This is a genomic window from Aerococcus christensenii, from assembly GCF_001543105.1.
Classification (GTDB): domain Bacteria; phylum Bacillota; class Bacilli; order Lactobacillales; family Aerococcaceae; genus Aerococcus; species Aerococcus christensenii.
Window position 1 is genome coordinate 478546 of record NZ_CP014159.1, and the last position, 16264, is coordinate 494809.

The 16264-nt window shown below is 37.6% G+C and carries 14 protein-coding genes; all 14 read right to left on the reverse strand.

Annotation, left to right across the window (positions count from 1 at the left end; all coding sequences use genetic code 11):
• Positions 1-936: a metal ABC transporter solute-binding protein, Zn/Mn family gene (locus tag AWM71_RS02330; protein WP_060776485.1), complete on the reverse strand. Its 936-nt coding sequence runs from the start codon at positions 934-936 to the stop codon at positions 1-3.
• Between the two features lie 216 nt (positions 937-1152).
• Positions 1153-1827: a potassium channel family protein gene (locus AWM71_RS02335; RefSeq protein ID WP_060776486.1), complete on the reverse strand. Its 675-nt coding sequence runs from the start codon at positions 1825-1827 to the stop codon at positions 1153-1155.
• Between the two features lie 9 nt (positions 1828-1836).
• Positions 1837-3213 (reverse strand): TrkH family potassium uptake protein, encoded by a 1377-nt coding sequence (locus AWM71_RS02340; RefSeq protein ID WP_201783957.1) that lies wholly within the window; start codon positions 3211-3213, stop codon positions 1837-1839.
• A 196-nt stretch (positions 3214-3409) separates the two neighbouring features.
• Complete coding sequence (pstB, locus tag AWM71_RS02345; protein WP_060777434.1) at positions 3410-4177, reverse strand: phosphate ABC transporter ATP-binding protein PstB; 768 nt, start codon at positions 4175-4177, stop codon at positions 3410-3412.
• A 32-nt stretch (positions 4178-4209) separates the two neighbouring features.
• Complete coding sequence (gene pstA / locus AWM71_RS02350) at positions 4210-5028, reverse strand: phosphate ABC transporter permease PstA (protein WP_060776487.1); 819 nt, start codon at positions 5026-5028, stop codon at positions 4210-4212.
• A complete protein-coding gene (gene pstC / locus AWM71_RS02355) occupies positions 5028-5900 on the reverse strand; it encodes a phosphate ABC transporter permease subunit PstC (protein ID WP_060776488.1) in 873 nt (290 codons plus the stop codon). Before pstC ends, pstA begins: the two co-directional genes overlap by 1 nt.
• 106 nt (positions 5901-6006) lie before the next feature.
• Entirely contained in the window at positions 6007-6825 is an 819-nt protein-coding gene (locus tag AWM71_RS02360) for a substrate-binding domain-containing protein (RefSeq protein WP_060776489.1), read from the reverse strand.
• A 149-nt stretch (positions 6826-6974) separates the two neighbouring features.
• The gene (pnpS, locus tag AWM71_RS02365) at positions 6975-8786 is read right to left on the reverse strand and encodes a two-component system histidine kinase PnpS (protein ID WP_060776490.1); all 1812 of its coding nucleotides are present in this window, start codon (positions 8784-8786) and stop codon (positions 6975-6977) included.
• A complete protein-coding gene (locus tag AWM71_RS02370) occupies positions 8783-9544 on the reverse strand; it encodes a response regulator transcription factor (protein ID WP_060777435.1) in 762 nt (253 codons plus the stop codon). Before AWM71_RS02370 ends, pnpS begins: the two co-directional genes overlap by 4 nt.
• 32 nt (positions 9545-9576) lie before the next feature.
• Positions 9577-10684 (reverse strand): peptide chain release factor 2 gene (gene prfB / locus AWM71_RS02375; RefSeq protein ID WP_101659376.1). Its coding sequence is split into 2 segments (ribosomal slippage): positions 9577-10611 and positions 10613-10684, totalling 1107 coding nucleotides; the frame shifts between segments, so codons are not numbered across the junction.
• 118 nt (positions 10685-10802) lie between these two features.
• Entirely contained in the window at positions 10803-13178 is a 2376-nt protein-coding gene (secA, locus tag AWM71_RS02380; RefSeq protein WP_060776492.1) for a preprotein translocase subunit SecA, read from the reverse strand.
• Between the two features lie 335 nt (positions 13179-13513).
• Positions 13514-14074 (reverse strand): ribosome hibernation-promoting factor, HPF/YfiA family, encoded by a 561-nt coding sequence (gene hpf / locus AWM71_RS02385; RefSeq protein ID WP_060776493.1) that lies wholly within the window; start codon positions 14072-14074, stop codon positions 13514-13516.
• A 144-nt stretch (positions 14075-14218) separates the two neighbouring features.
• On the reverse strand, positions 14219-14890 hold the full coding sequence (locus AWM71_RS02390) for a ComF family protein (protein ID WP_060776494.1): 672 nt from the start codon (positions 14888-14890) through the stop codon (positions 14219-14221).
• Positions 14883-16220 carry an ATP-dependent helicase ComFA gene (locus tag AWM71_RS02395; protein WP_060776495.1) on the reverse strand — a complete coding sequence of 446 codons (1338 nt, stop codon included), beginning with the start codon at positions 16218-16220 and terminating at the stop codon, positions 14883-14885. The genes AWM71_RS02390 and AWM71_RS02395 overlap by 8 nt, the downstream gene beginning before the upstream one ends.
• Positions 16221-16264: the final 44 nt, after the last annotated feature.

Sequence of the window (16264 nt, forward strand, 5' to 3'; positions counted from 1 at the left end):
TTATTTTTCTTGTTTCAAAGCCTTATATAAGGTCTCTAAGTTGTCGTCTAAATTTTCAATCATATCTTTTTTATTTTTAGGATCGGCTTCTAAGGGACTTAATGTTTCAATCTTTGTTCCCGTTGCTTGAGCAATCACTTCTGCAATTTTTTTGGAAACCTTTGGTTCTACAAAAATCGTTTTGACTTGGTACTCTTTCACGAAGTCTTGAATTTCAGAAATTTTTTGAGCAGAAGGCTCTTGTTCAGGTGCAATCCCCGAAATTCCTAATTGTTTCAAACCAAACCGATTCGCTAAATAGGAAAAAGCTGTATGTTGTGTCACAAAGGTTTTGTGTTCTAGACCTTTGAACTTGTCTTGATATTTATCCACAAGACCTTGGGCTTCTTTTTGAAATTTATCGGCATTTTTTTTATAGATGTCGGCATGATCTGGATCCATTTCACTTAATTTTTTGGCAATGGTTTGGGCTTCTTGACCAGCCAAGACTGGGTCTAACCAGGAATGAGGATCATAGAGTTTCTTTTCATCCATTCCTTCTGTTACTTCTACATTCTCTAAACCAGGCACTCGATCAAGTGTCAGATCTTCTGATCCTTCGATCACTTTCACGGAAGAGCCTTTAAGATTTTCTTTAAGATTTTTTGCCCAAGATTCTAAAGTCCTAGAATGATAAACGAATACATCTGCCTTTTCAATATGAGCAATATCGTTAGCAGAGGGTTCAAACGAGTGAATCCCCGCTCCACTTTGAATCATTTTAACGGTATTAATATCCCCGCTAACAGCTTTTACCATTTCATACACAGGATAGAAGGATGTGACAATATTTAATCCTTTCTTTTCCTCTTTATTTGTTGATTTCCCACATGCACTTAAACCGACCACTAACCCTAATAAACTAGCTAGCAGTACTATCTTTTTGAATACTTTCATAATTCCTCCTTCGTTTATAAACCGTAATGCTTACGATTTATATTAAACAAACTTTACCCCTCTTGTCAACTGTTAATCGGAATTATTTCGATTTATTTTTTATTTTCTTTCCATTGCTATTCTTCTTTCTTTTTTAAGCATAAAAATAGCGTAGATGATCACAGATCTTCTACGCTTAAACTAAATTTCGAAAGCAATTCCTTCTTCAAAAAGAAACTATAATCTCTCTAAATAATCAATCTTATCAAATTTTTCATTGTTCGCAACCGCCACGACAATGTCATCTTTTTCAAATTCGTAATCCGCTCCAAATTGGGTATACAGGGGGTCTTTAGAATGTTTACGAATTCCGATAATATTAAGGTCATATTTCTTACGTAAACTTAGCTCATTCAGACCTTGTCCAATCCATACCTCGGGTGCTCTAAATTCAACAACTGCAGTTTCATCATCCAAATTAATCAAATCTTCAATGGATTGGCGACTAATCACATCCGCCACATGATACCCCGATTCAACTTCTGATAAGACCACCCGTGAGACCCCTAATGCGAGGAGAGCTTGTCTGTAGCGCTGATTCTTAGCCTTACAGATAATGCGTTTGATCCCCAGTTCTTGGCAATTGATCACACCCAATACAGAAGATCCCAAGTCTCCACCTGTTCCAATGACTACGATGTCACAATTAGCAAGTCCTACTTCTTTTAAGAAATCAATATCTGTAAAATCTCCAACGCTTCCAATGGTAAGACAATCTTCAAGCTCGGAAACATGTTTTTCTAGCCGGTCACACCCAATCACTTCTATTCCACGTTTTGCCAAACGTTTAACAATTGCTGAGCCAAATAATCCTAATCCTAAAACGCCAATTACTCGTTTTTTACGTGCCATAATAGCCTCCTAACCAATAATGATATCTGTCTCTGAATAACGGACATCGTATATTTTACTTTTCTTACCTAAACTCATAATCATCGTCATGGGTCCAATGCGTCCCATATACATAAGAAGCATTAGTATCCAATGACTTGCTGTACTTAAAGTAGGAGTTAGTCCGGCAGATACCCCTACTGTCGCCAAAGCAGAAATAGTTTCAAATAATAATTTTAAATAACCTGCTTCAGGGTCAAATGTTAAGAGTAATCCCGAACCTATTAATAAAGTTAAAATATACATCAAAGCGATGGTAAAAGCGCTTCGCATAATAGCATCCGGCACCGTTCGATGAGCAAAATTAACATATTTTGTTTGTCTAACTTCTCGAACAGCTAATAAAATAGTTAAAGCAAAAGTAGTGACCTTCAGTCCACCTGCAGTTCCTCCAGGACCACCACCAATAAACATAGTGCAAACAAACACCAATAAAGAAACAGGCTTCACCAAGGTATAATCCACAGTTGAGAAACCAGCAGTACGCATGGTAATGGTTTGGAAAAAAGCAGTCATAATCTTATTCCCTACCGATAAATTCCCAATAGTAGAAGGATTATTCCATTCCGCCATTAAAAACAAAATCACACCACTTAAAATCACTGTTCCTGTCATTATCAAAACCAGTTTCGTATGTGGCATCAAGTGTTGAATATAGAATTTTATATTTCTGCCATTGGTCTTGTTTCTGAAATGACCCCATTGTTGAGCGACATCAAACCAAACAGAAAACCCAATACCACCTAAGACAATCAGCGCCATGACTGTCCAATTCAAAATAGGAACAGTTTGATAATCCACAAAACTATTATTACCAATAGCATCAAATCCCGCATTACAAAAAGCAGAAACTGCTGTAAAAATACTATTCCATATTCCCTTTTTAAACCCTAATAGAGGCACAAAGAAAAAGGTGAGCAATAACGCTCCGGTTGATTCAATAACCGCTGTATATTTTATAATCCGTGATAGGAAACTACCTAAGTGTGTTCTTTCTGAACTGTTGATAGCCTCTCCCATAGCTATTTGATTCTTTAAACCAAAAGATTGCCCCATGGAATGATAAATTGATCCAACAATTGTCATGAGCCCAAGCCCCCCTGTTTGAATCAAGATCACCATAACTATTTGTCCTAAAATATTATACGAATCGTAAATAGACTCTGTCCACAAGCCTGTCACACAGACAGCAGATACAGAAATAAATAAATTATCCAGATAAGTTACCTGCGAATTTGCGGTTTGACAAATAGGCAAAGTAAGCAACACAGATCCCGTTAAAATCACCAGAAGAAAACTCAATGCAATTTTCTGAGAAGTACTCAATTTTTGAAATAATTTATCCATACGCCTTCCTTTTTTCTATCGGTCCCTTCTATGAACCAATTTTATTCTAAAATAAGGGAAATGAGCCCTTATCTACTCTGATTTCCCATAAAAACAACAGATTCAACTCATAAAGTCGAACTTTTATATAGAATAACGCTTTTAAAAAAGAAGTCAAGCTTTCACTAAAAAAAGAGCTCCTTGGAGCTCTCCTTTATTAACCAAATCGGCCTGCCACATAGTCTGCCGTTTGTTCTTTTTGTGGATTATTAAAAATTTGTTCTGTTGGCGCATATTCCAGAATTGTCGAATGTCCTCCTCCTAATTCTGGATCTGCATAAAAGAAGGCAGTATAGTCTGAAACACGAGCGGCTTGTTGCATATTATGGGTCACAATAGCAATCGTATATTCTTCCTTCAAATCATTAATCAAATCTTCTATTTTCAAAGTAGATATTGGATCCAAAGCAGAGGTCGGCTCATCCATTAACAAAACTTCTGGTTTCACAGCTAAAGCCCGTGCAATACATACCCGCTGCTGTTGCCCACCAGAAATGGAAAGTCCGCTTTTCCCTAAATCATCCTTCACTTCATCCCAAATTGCTGCCCCTCTTAGAGATTTTTCAACAATTTCATCCAATGTTGCTTTATCACGAATACCATGCGTTCTAGGGCCATACGCTACATTATCATAAATGGACATCGGAAAAGGATTAGGTTGTTGAAAAACCATCCCTACTTCTTTTCTTAAGAGATTGAGATTGACACTTTTATCGTAAATATCTTTGCCTTCTAAAGTAATATCTCCTTCAATTCGACAGCCTTCTACTAAATCATTCATACGATTTAAACTTTTTAAAAAAGTTGATTTTCCTGTTCCAGATGGGCCGATAAAAGCAGTTGCTTGATTTTCATAAATATCAATACTAATGTCTTCTAGAGCTTTAAAATTACCATACCATAAGGACATATTTTTTACACTCATTTTAATTTTTTTATCTTCTGTTGTCATTTTTATTAATGGCCTCCTTTGGCTCCTACTTTACGAGATAGCCATGTTGATACTGAATTAATCACTAAGACTAAAGCTAATAAAACCACTCCAGTAGCCATGGCTTCATTCCGATGCAAGCCTTCTGTCGATAAAACATACATATGTAAAGCTAAAGTCCTCCCAGATGAAAAGAGAGAGTGAGGAGAAGAAGTGGACGTCCCCAAAGTATACATTAAAGCCGCCGTTTCTCCAACAATTCGTCCCACAGCCAAAATAATTCCAGATAAAATTCCAGGCATAGCAACTGGTAAAACAATTTTAAAAATTGTTCGCAATTTTCCTGCACCGAGCCCATAGGAAGCAAAACGTAAAGAATCTTTTACAAACATAAGACCTTCTTCTGTATTTCGAATAATGACAGGCAAGACCATAATTGCCATCGTTAAAATTCCAGAAATTAAAGAGAATTGAAATTTAGCATCTAAAACAAAAGCTAACATTCCGAATAGCCCATAAACAATAGAAGGAACTCCAGTTAAAGTATCTGTAGCAATTCGAATAGCTTCGACCCACTTATTATTTTTCCCAGCATATTCTACTAAATAAAAGCCTGCAAATACACCGAGAGGAACCGCTAATAAAAGTGACCCCACCACAAGGAAAAGTGTGGTAAAAATAGCTGGCAGCATGGAAACATTCTGTGTCGTGTATTTCCAAGAGAATAGGCTCAATTTCAAATAAGGAAGGCCATGAATCAACACATAAAGGATAATAAAAAATAGCCAAGCGAAGGTAAAAAAGGTAAAGAAATAAGTCAAAAAGCGTAGCGTTTTGTCTTTCATTAATGACGCACTCCTTGCCGATTAATATAAGCTAAGCTGGCGTTAATAATCAAGATAAACACAAATAACACTGCACCTGTAGCAATTAACGCACTCTGATGGGTCCCAGAGGCATAAGCCATTTCCATCATAATATTGGTCGTCATTGTACGCACTCCTTGAAATAGTCCTTTAGGGAAACGTGCTTGATTTCCAGCCACCATAATCACGGCCATTGTTTCTCCAACTGCTCGCCCTATTCCTAAAATAATCGCAGATATCACTCCTGACCGCGCAGCTGGAACCATAATTTTATACACCGTTCTATCATGCGTAGCGCCTAGTCCAATCGAAGCTCGATAATAGGCCTTAGAAACCGCACGTAAAGAAGATTCAGAAATAGTAATAATGGTAGGCAAAATCATAATACCCAAAACTAGTCCAGCTGCCAAAAGAGACATTCCTGTCGTTTGAATTCCTACTAATCGGCAAAATCTACGAAGTGCAGGGACTATGACCGTTAGGCCAAAATAGCCATAAACAATCGAAGGAATTCCAGCCATCAAATTAATAGCCGGTTTTAACCATCTATGTAGTTCCTCTGGACAATAAAAAGCCATAAAAGAAGCTGTAAAAATTCCAGCTGGCACGCCAATTACCAAAGCCAATAAGGTTACATAGAGTGATCCCACAAGCATAGGCGCAATTCCAAATTGTCCTACCTTCGGCTTCCAAGTAGCTCCAAATAAGAAATTCCAGATCCCATACTCTCTAAAAAAAGGCAGGCTTCCCATAAAAATAAAATAGCAAATGGCAAATAGGGCTACAATAGATACCACAGCTGAAATACAGAATACCCATTTCATTAAGCTTTCTAGTGTATTCTTTTGCATAGTTTTCTCCCTTTAATAATATATATTAACTCTATTATAATATAAAACATTCCAAATAAAACAGGCTACTCTCTTCCAAAAAGTAGCCTTCGTTCTCGCAATTTTCTTACTGGATTTCCTTCCAATTTAATAACTTGCCTGAGTAAATATCGCGAATTGTCGATAGGCTCACATCATCTAAAGGATTTTCTTTATTCAAAATCACTACAATACCATCTAAGGCCATAACCACTCCTGTGACATCCTTTTCGTTTTCCGTGAGTTCTCTTGAAGACATCCCGAAGTCATTGGTTCCTTGAGCAGCCCCTGTTATCCCAGCACTCGATCCGTTTTGCGTGATATCAATTTGAGCATTAGGGTTGAGTTGTTCATAAGCTTCTTTTAATTGTTCCATTAAAGGTCCTACTGAAGTAGATCCAGAAATATTCACAGTTCCACTTATTTCCTTGACATGATAAGAAGGAGCGTCCTGTTTCACAGGAACATAGCCCGCTTTTTTAACAAGATCTTGCCCTTCTTTAGAAAAAATAAAGTCATAAAAATCTTGAGCAGCTTCTTTCAATCCTTCGCGATAAACTAAAACGAACGGTCTAGAAATCTTATAACTGCCATTCATAATCGTCTCTTCACTGGGAGATACTCCATCTACTTTAGCAGCTTTGACCATATCATTTAAAGAGCCTAGAGAAATATATCCTATTCCATAAGGATCGTCTGCTACATAGCTAATGATTTGGTCTGTTCCATTTTGAATCAAGGCTTCTTGTACAGGATCTTCCAAATTAACAATTTTTTGAAAGGCTTCTCGCGTTCCGGAACCTTCTTCACGTATAATGACATTGATGGAATCTCCACTCTCACTACACGCAGAAAGTGTTACTAACATTCCTAAAGCCACCAAACAATTTCTTACTGTTAGATGCATGCCATTTTCCTTTCTACGACTCACTAACAATTATTTTCAGACTTATTATACATGGTCAATGTAAAATTAAAGTGAGTTTTTCAAAAAAAATCAAAGGAATGTAAATTTTAAGTGAATTTTGGAGAGAATTATGCCGCTTCATGCTTCTTTCAGTCTTCTTCTCCTCTCGGATCACTCGGTAGATAAACAGTAAAACATGTTCCTTCTTGCCATTTACTTTCAACTAAAATATGTCCATCCATAGATTTGACTAAATTTCTAACAATAGATAAGCCTAATCCCGTTCCTCCAGAAGCTTTACTTCTCGCTTTATCCACCCGGTAAAAGCGTTCAAAAATACGAGGAAGGTCTTTTTTAGGAATGCCGATACCATTGTCCTTAACTTTAATAATAACTAACCCGCTTTTAGGTTGACTATCGATACTAATCCAAACATCTCCTCCTTGAGGGTGATTATATTCAATCGCATTAATAATCAAATTCAGCATAATCTGCTTAATTCGACTAGGTTCACTAATGAGGTCTATAGACTTAGAAAATAAATTTTCAAAATGTAATTGCACTTGACGCTTTTGAGCCTTTTGCCTTAATTGAATCAGAATCTCTTCGATCAGTTCATCTAAACACACATTTTCAATTCTGTGTTCGCGCTTATCTTGCTCAATTCGAGCTAAATCTAAAGTATCATTAATTAATTGGCCTAACCGATTACTTTCCTTATCCATGAGTTCCACAAAATATCTAGCAGACACAGGGTCTTCCAAGGCGCCATCCAGCAGAGTCTCTGTAAATCCTTTAATGACTGTGATCGGCGTCTTTAATTCATGCGAAGCATTGGCTACAAACTCAGATCTTACTTCTTCTAGGTGACGAATCTCTGTAATATCATAGAGTAACACAATAACCTGCTCTCCGAAACTCAACTCTTCCCGATTCTGTGGGACATAAAGAACATTGACATCGACAATACGTTTTTTAGTCGAGTGAAAAGTAATTTCTGATTTCGTATTTTTCTTCTTTTTGTAGCCCTTAGCAATCATTTCTTTTAATTCTTGATCTTTTAGGATCTCTTCATAGGTATGATTGAGAACTTTATCATTTAAATTTAAAATGCGATAGGCAGCACGATTGACTACTTTAATTTGATGGTCTTTATCCATCATTAAAATTCCTACAACCAGATAATTCATTAAGAGTTTTAGCCGTTCCTCTTGCATAGAAATTTGGCTACCTTGTTGAGACAAATTATCTGCTAAGCGATTCACTAGATCTCCTAAAGCATCTAACTCTTCTACTCCTAATTGATCATAACGAAGAGAATAATCATGCTTATTGAGTTTTCCAACTAATTGAGAAAGAGAATCAATTGGCTGACTTATCTGACGGAAATAAATTCTCAAGGCCACATACAAAAGCACAGTCATCATCAAAGAACCTAAGATGGAAAAGCGGAACAAACGTAAACGGCTATCGGCTATATCTGTGGCCGGTCTTACAATGCGTATATAAGCTAAAAAATCTCCTTGCTGATTCGTCAAATTCCCTGAATATTCATAAAAAGCCTCGTGGTCAGGACGGCCTAATCGTTTAAACTGAAAATCGTTTGACGAATCTGGTGAGGAAGAAACAACTCCCGGATTTTCACTCTTTAAGCGATCATTCCCTAAATGACAAATTTCTTTTCCCTCTTTGTTATAAACACTCACTTTTTCTACCGAGTGAGACACTGACAACAATTCTTGACGCACAACCCTCCAGTTTTCTGTTTCATTTGTCAAATCCTCTGAGGTTAAATTTTGGCAGGCTTTCTCCAAAGTATGAGCTGTTTCTTCCATGAATGTTTTTGTTTGATCTTCCATACTTGTTTGAACCAAAGTATTCGCATTTAAGGAAAAAATAAGACTAAAAGTAAGAAAAAGAATAGAAAAAATAGCCGTTAAGCCTAAAGTAAGACGTTTCATCGGCTATTCACAATGGCTAACATATAGCCAAAGCCTCTCACAGTTAAAATATATTCAGGATGTTTAGGATCTTTTTCAATTTTTTCACGAAGGTTGCGTATATGCGCATCAATCATTCGGGACTCGCCTGAATAATCATAATTCCAAATGGCTTTGACCAAGTTTTCACGCTTAACTGTTCGAGTTGCCCGCTTAGCTAAATAAGTTAAAAGTTCAAACTCTTTTCGCGTTACACTCACTTCCTGCCCTCTCACTTTCACCCAAGCTTCTTCAGTGTGAATTTCGACATCCCCACAAATAATGAGTGCCCCTTCTTGAACCATTTTCTGTTTACTTACTGTGTCCTGATCAGATTTCCTATGCGTAGATTCTCTCTCTTCATCTTCCTCCATGTAGTCATACCGTCGAAAGATGGCATTGATCCGCGCGAGTAATTCCCTAGGGCTAAAAGGCTTTGTCATATAGTCATCTGCCCCTAATTCTAAACCAATAATTTTATCTAACTCTTCATCTTTAGCAGTTAACATCATAATGGGCGTCGTGACATGGGCTTGCCGGAGTTCTTTGCATACTTTAGTTCCAGATAGTCCAGGCAACATCAAATCTAAAATAATAAAATCATATTTACCTGTTAAGCCTTTTTCTAAGGCAACTTGGCCATCACCAACGCCTTCCACAACAAAGCCTTCTTTTTCCAAATTAAAAGTGAGTAAGGTTCGAATCGACTCTTCATCATCCACAACTAATACACGTTTCATCGCTTCCATCCCTTTCCCATAAATTCTTTTCCTTATTCTCCGAGTTGATTTTTCAAATAAGCATCAATAAATCCGTCGATTGCTCCATCCATTACCTTATCACTATTTCCTTCTTCATAATTCGTTCGGTGGTCCTTCACCATTTGATAAGGATGGAAAACATAAGAACGAATCTGAGCCCCCCACGCAATTTCTGATTTTTCACCCCGAATTTCATCTAATTCTTTGGCATTCTTTTCCTCTAAAAGGTGGGCTAATTTAGCTTTCAACACTTTCATGGCCGTCTCTCTATTTTGAAATTGAGAACGTTGACTTTGTGAAGTTACGACTGTATTTGTTGGCAAGTGAGTAATTCGAACAGCGGAAGACGTTTTATTGATATGCTGTCCTCCTGCTCCACTCGAACGATACACATCAATTCGTAAATCATCCGGATTGATTTCAATTTCTGTTTCTTGTGTAATCTCTGGCATCACTTCTACCGAAGCAAAAGACGTATGTCTCCGTTTATTGGCATCAAATGGCGAAATACGGACTAAGCGATGAACGCCATGTTCAGACTTCAAAAAGCCGTAAACATTATAGCCTTTCACTTCCACACTCACGCTTTTAATTCCTGCTTCATCTCCTGGCTGATAATCCAAAATACTGAATGTAAATCCTTGTTGATCCGCCCATCTCTGATACATTCTCAACAACATAGATGCCCAATCTTGAGACTCTGTTCCCCCAGCGCCTGGATGAATTTCCAATAAAGCATCACATGCATCGTGTGGTCCAGAAAGAAGGAGATTACGTTCATAAGTCTTAATCTTATGAGAGAAGCTGGTCAAAGCTTCCTCTAACTCTCCCTTGATTTCTTCGCCCTCTTCATCTTCAGCAACGAGCTCATACAAATCTTTTAATTCTTCATTTTCTTTTTTTAGATCATGATAATTTTCGTAAATTTTCTTAGCTTGGTTAGAAGCTTCGATGATCTCTTGAGCGTGTTGATTATCCTCCCAAAATCCAGGCTGCATCATTTCGTCTTGATACTCTGCTAATTGAATTGCTAATTCCTCTAAGTCAAAGAGACCTCCCGAAACTAGCAATTTTTTCTTGATAAGTTTCTAATTGATGATGAATATCTGATAATTCCATAAATTTCCTCACATTCTCTTTTAGTTATTATTCCATTTTAACTCTGATAAACGTTTTTAATAAAAAAAGTAAGGGGGCAAAGCGACGAGATCGCTAATTCCCTTACTTTGCGAGTCAACTAAACTTGTTGTCGTTGGAGATTTTGACGGATTTCTGAATTCATAAAGATTCGAGTAGCATCATACTCAATCCCTGAAATCATATCATTAAACCGTTCGTAACCTTCTGTTTGATATTCCACTAAAGGATTATTTTGAGCATAAGCTCTTAGGCCTACTCCTTGTCGTAATTGATCCATGGCATCGATGTGATCTGTCCATCGCGTATCCACTGCACGTAAAATAATGACTTTTTCAAATTCCAAAATCAAATCTTTGTTATTAATATTATCTAATTTTTCTTGGAAGCGTGCGTGAGCTTTATCAACGATCAAAGTTTTCAATTCTTCTGGATTTTTTCCATTTAAGTCACTTAACGCTAAATCATCAGCGCGAAGAATTTCTGTTGTTAAGACATCGTATAAGCCTTCAATATTCCATTCTTCTCCCTCTTCTTCTGTATATTGATCAACCAAACCTTCCATTGCCCGTTTAATCATTCCCCACATAATATCATCTAAAGATTTAGTTTCATTGATGACTTGTTGACGTTGACTATATATAATTTCACGTTGTTCACGCATAACTTCATCATATTCCAAGACGCTCTTACGGGTGTCATAGTTATTTCCTTCTACCCGTTTTTGAGCAGATTCCACTTGGCGAGTAAGCATTGGATTTTCGATGGAAATATCTTCCTCTTCATCCATATTGAGATTTTCCCAAATTTGTTTCACGCGTTCAGAACCAAATCGTTTCATCAAGTCATCTTCTAAAGAAAGGTAGAAGCGTGAAAAACCTGGGTCTCCTTGACGACCAGACCGGCCACGTAATTGATCATCGATACGACGAGATTCATGACGTTCTGTCCCAATAACTGCCAAACCACCGAGTTCTTTCACTCCAGGTCCTAATTTAATATCGGTCCCACGACCAGCCATATTCGTAGCAATCGTAACAGCTCCTGGTTGTCCAGCCTGTGCCACAATTTCAGCTTCTTTGGCATGGTTTTTCGCATTCAACACATTGTGAGGAATATGACGTTCATTCAACATCTGAGACAATAATTCGGAGGTTTCAACGGCTACCGTTCCGACAAGGACAGGTTGCCCCTTGCTGTGGCGTTCTTCAATTTCGTTTGCTACCGCTTTGAACTTCGTCTTCAAATTTGGATAGATCTTATCGTTGGCGTCCACCCGTTTAACCGGTCGATTGGTAGGAATTTGAATAACATCCATATCATAAATTTCACGGAATTCTTGTTCTTCCGTCTTCGCTGTCCCGGTCATTCCTGCCAATTTGTTATACATACGGAAGAAATTTTGGAAGGTAATGGTGGCCATTGTCTTGGATTCATTTTGTATAGGAACATTTTCTTTGGCTTCGATTCCTTGATGGAGACCGTCAGAATAACGACGCCCTTCCATAATACGTCCTGTAAAGCCATCCACAATCTTCACTTCATCTTCTTGAACCACATAATCAATATCTTTTAACATAATGTAGTTTGCTCGTAAAGCAATATCAATATGATGAATTAATGGTCCATTTTCAACATCATACATGTTGTCCAAATGGAAAACTTCTTCTGCCTTATCGACCCCTTGTTCTGTTAAACTAATGGTTTTTGATTCGAGATCGATGACGTAATCTTCTTTTTCTTTTAAGGCCTTTGCAAAATAATCTGCACGTTTATATAGAGCGGTTGATTGTTCTGCTTGCCCAGAAATAATTAAAGGCGTCCGCGCTTCATCAATTAAAATGGAGTCCACTTCATCGACAATTGCGTAATTTAAAGGACGTTGTACCATTTGTTCCTTATATACCACCATATTATCCCGCAAATAATCAAAACCTAATTCATTATTCGTAGAATAAGTAACATCACAATTATAGGCTGCTCGTTTCTCAGCAGCAGACATTTCATTAGTATTCAGCCCAACTGTAAGACCTAAGAAACGATATACTTCCCCCATGTCCACAGAGTCCCGTTGCGCCAAATACTCATTGACTGTAACCACATGAACCCCTTTACCTTCAAGAGCATTCAAATAAACAGGCATAGTTTCAGTTAAGGTTTTCCCTTCACCAGTTTTCATTTCCGCAATATTTCCATAGTGAAGAGCTAATCCCCCTACAATTTGAACATGGTAAGGGTACAATCCAAGTACTCGCTTAGCGGCTTCCCGTACTGTAGCAAACGCCTCTACTAAAATATCCTCCAGCGTTTCTCCGTAAGCTAAACGTTCTCTGAAGGAAGCGGTCTTAGCACGTAATTGTTCATCTGTATATTTACTATATTGTTCGGATAATGCTTCAACTTTTTTTGCTTGCTTATTAAATTTCTTTAGCACATGTTTATCATTATCAAACATTTTCTTTAAAATGTTAGCCATGAAATTCTCCTTTACCGTATATCTAATCAAGCTTCGCCCTATCTGCTAATTGTTGAAAAAATTTAAAGAAGCTCAACCGTCTAGTATCTTTTTATTTTAGCATTCCTATCCAAAAGATAAAACTAGAAAATACTGTCTTATTGATTGTAACAAATATTTTGCTTTAATGGTATGAATTCGACAAAATTCTTCATGGAAATCCCAAAAAATTTATTCAAAATGCCTTCATCTTTTTGAAGATCTGTATCTTAACTATACCATATTCCGATTGAACGGTTTTCTCACAAAAAAAGTCGCTTCTCAAGAAGCGACTTTCCTCTGCTCAGTATAAATTTTTATTCTGCAAACTCTTCTTCAATAGCAATCAAGCCATATTTACCATTGCGGCGTTTATAAACTAAAGAAATGGTTTCATCTTCAGAATTCTCAAAGATAAAGAAACTGTGTCCCAACATTTCCATTTGTAAAACAGCCTCTTCAGCGCTCATTGGTTTTACTGAGATACTCTTGGAACGTACAATAGCAATTTCGTTATCGCTGTCGTTGCTCTCATTTCCCACCTCATGGAAAATAGCTTCCGGAATCCCTTTTTCACGAGATTTTCGATTAATCCGTGTTTTATATTTCTTCATTTGGCGTTCCAATTTATCAACAACTAAGTCGATGCTTCCATAAAGATCTTGGGAAATTTCTTCAGCACGTAAAGTTAACCGTGGCAAAGGTATAGTCACTTCTACTTTTGCATTCCCATCTTGGTAAACTTTTGCATTCACGTGTACTGTTGCTTCAGGAGTGTCTTTAAAGTATTTTTCAACCCGAGAGATTTTGTTTTCTGCATATTGACGAATAGCAGGAGTAATCTTAATATTCTCTCCGCGAACGTTATAAGTAAACATAAATACTCATCCTTCCTAAAACCAGCTAACTGGTCGAAGCTTCTACAGCTTCTTTTTTACTACTTTTATTATATTAAATAAAGCGTTTTTATTCAAGTTATTTCCCTTTTAAAAAGAAGATTTTTGACTAATTTCCTCTTTTCTTTAACGGGCTAAGGTTATTCCTTGAATAGAATAAACCCCCGCTCGTTTTAAAGCCGATGCCATTTGATGCATAGTAGCACCTGTCGTATATACATCATCAAATAAAATCACAGGCTTCGTTAATTTTTCAAGGTGATGGATCCAAATCTCTCGCTCGTGATGTAATCGTTCATACCGATTACGATAGGCTTGTTTTTCTCCACTATCCTCAACCTCAAAAACCATTTGATAGGGAATTTTCGCTTCCTTCAAAAAGAGAATCGTTTGATGAAAGCCACGTTTCCTCAAATTCTCATTCGAAGAAGGGAGAGGAATCCAAATATAAGAAGAGAAATCATGATAAAGCTGTTTTAGGGGGTGACTCAAACAACCAGCTAAACGAATATCCCCTTGCATTTTAACCGCATGTAGCCAAGTTTTAAACGTCGCATTATAGGCAAATAAGGCGCGATTTCGTAAAATTTCTCCCTCCTTTTTCTTCCACTTTTCACAATCTAAACACAATTTCTTCGTTTTCTCTCGACCACATCCTGGACACACAGGAGATTCTAAATATTCAAAGCCAGCTTGACAAGTCGGACAAAGTACATCTTGCTCCTCCTTAAACATCAAAAATTGACGTAAAGTTATCACAGAGTGGTACCTTTTCTCACATAATAAACACTTAGTCATCAATCAGCCCCTCTTCCCTCGCTAACACATTCAAAGACTGAATTTGCCGGATCGCTGACTGACTGGCTTTTGTCTTTCCTTCATGCAAAAACCACACTTTGCCTGTCGGACAATCTGACTTTCTTCCTACTCTCCCTGCGATTTGAACGAGTGCTGAGCGTGTAAACACCTCATCTTCGCTCCCCAAAACCATCACATCAATTCCAGGAAAAGTCACCCCTCTTTCCAAAATCGTCGTAGTTAATAAAAAGCCATAAATCTGACGTCTCATGTTTTCAACTTTTAAAAGACGTTCAGGATCTCTAGAAGACACGGACGTAAATGTCACATTCGAAAATTTTTGATGTAAGAGTTCTTCTAAGCGTTGCATCAACGCAACATTCGGCATAAAAATCAAAAAATCGCGTCCTTCCTCCAAACATTCCTTCAAGCATTTCAAAAAAGCTTTAGGAACAATCCCTTTTCTTAATTTTTCTCGCCAGTCTCCTACCCAAACCATCCGAGGAAGTGGAAGAGAGTGACGATGATATCTTGCCGGAAGCATGGAATAAGAGAGTTGATTTTTTTGGATAGCTTCTTCTTGTCCTCGGGTCGGCGTTGCCGTCAATTCGACGCGAACGCCACTTTTTTTCACCGCTCGAAAACTGGCCACTTCTAAACGTTTATTTCCTAGATAAGGAAATGCGTCGACTTCATCCACTACCAATAAATCAAACGCCTCTCTAAACCGAAACAACTGATGAGTCGTTAAAATCGTCAGCGGCGAGCGAAAATAGGCTTCTTTCAATCGTCCATGCATCAACTTAATCGTCACTTGAGGAAAGGCCGACTGGAATCTCGGAAACAACTCATTACACACATCCACTTTAGGGCTTGCAATCGCCACACGATCCCCGCTTCTTAAGGCGTAATCCACTAACGGCAAAATCATCTCCGTTTTCCCCGCACCTGTGACCGCCCAAATCAAGTGATCTTTGCCTTGTTGATAAGCGTGAAGGACTTCTTTCGCACATTTCTCTTGAGAAGAAGATAACTTTCCTTGCCATTGTAAATAAGTAGCTTCCCGTTTCCAATCTCCCTTTGTATCTTCCTCTCGATAATACAAACGATCACAGGTTCGTATTTTCCCCATCTTCAAACAAGATAAACAATAATAACACTCTTTTGCACACAAACATTCATTAGGATAAAAGTCCTGTTGATTGAAACAACGCTGGCAAATCTTTTTCTCTCCTTCTTGAACAATTGCAGGCATCCAAGCTAGCCCTTCTATCTCCCCATTCAATTCTTTGTCAGTTAATAATCTTCCCTTTATTTGATCTTTGTCCATTTTTCTCCCCCTTTTTATTAATCACCCGTTTAAAAATGAAAAAC

Bases quoted from the DNA above. Each gene is read 5' to 3' on its own strand.
- AWM71_RS02330 (WP_060776485.1), bottom strand. From the start codon at position 936: ATGAAAGTATTCAAAAAGATAGTACTGCTAGCTAGTTTATTAGGGTTA.
- AWM71_RS02335 (WP_060776486.1), bottom strand. From the start codon at position 1,827: ATGGCACGTAAAAAACGAGTAATTGGCGTTTTAGGATTAGGATTATTT.
- AWM71_RS02340 (WP_201783957.1), bottom strand. From the start codon at position 3,213: ATGGATAAATTATTTCAAAAATTGAGTACTTCTCAGAAAATTGCATTG.
- pstB (WP_060777434.1), bottom strand. From the start codon at position 4,177: ATGAGTGTAAAAAATATGTCCTTATGGTATGGTAATTTTAAAGCTCTA.
- pstA (WP_060776487.1), bottom strand. From the start codon at position 5,028: ATGAAAGACAAAACGCTACGCTTTTTGACTTATTTCTTTACCTTTTTT.
- pstC (WP_060776488.1), bottom strand. From the start codon at position 5,900: ATGCAAAAGAATACACTAGAAAGCTTAATGAAATGGGTATTCTGTATT.
- AWM71_RS02360 (WP_060776489.1), bottom strand. From the start codon at position 6,825: ATGCATCTAACAGTAAGAAATTGTTTGGTGGCTTTAGGAATGTTAGTA.
- pnpS (WP_060776490.1), bottom strand. From the start codon at position 8,786: ATGAAACGTCTTACTTTAGGCTTAACGGCTATTTTTTCTATTCTTTTT.
- AWM71_RS02370 (WP_060777435.1), bottom strand. From the start codon at position 9,544: ATGAAACGTGTATTAGTTGTGGATGATGAAGAGTCGATTCGAACCTTA.
- secA (WP_060776492.1), bottom strand. From the start codon at position 13,178: ATGGCTAACATTTTAAAGAAAATGTTTGATAATGATAAACATGTGCTA.
- hpf (WP_060776493.1), bottom strand. From the start codon at position 14,074: ATGTTTACTTATAACGTTCGCGGAGAGAATATTAAGATTACTCCTGCT.
- AWM71_RS02390 (WP_060776494.1), bottom strand. From the start codon at position 14,890: ATGACTAAGTGTTTATTATGTGAGAAAAGGTACCACTCTGTGATAACT.
- AWM71_RS02395 (WP_060776495.1), bottom strand. From the start codon at position 16,220: ATGGACAAAGATCAAATAAAGGGAAGATTATTAACTGACAAAGAATTG.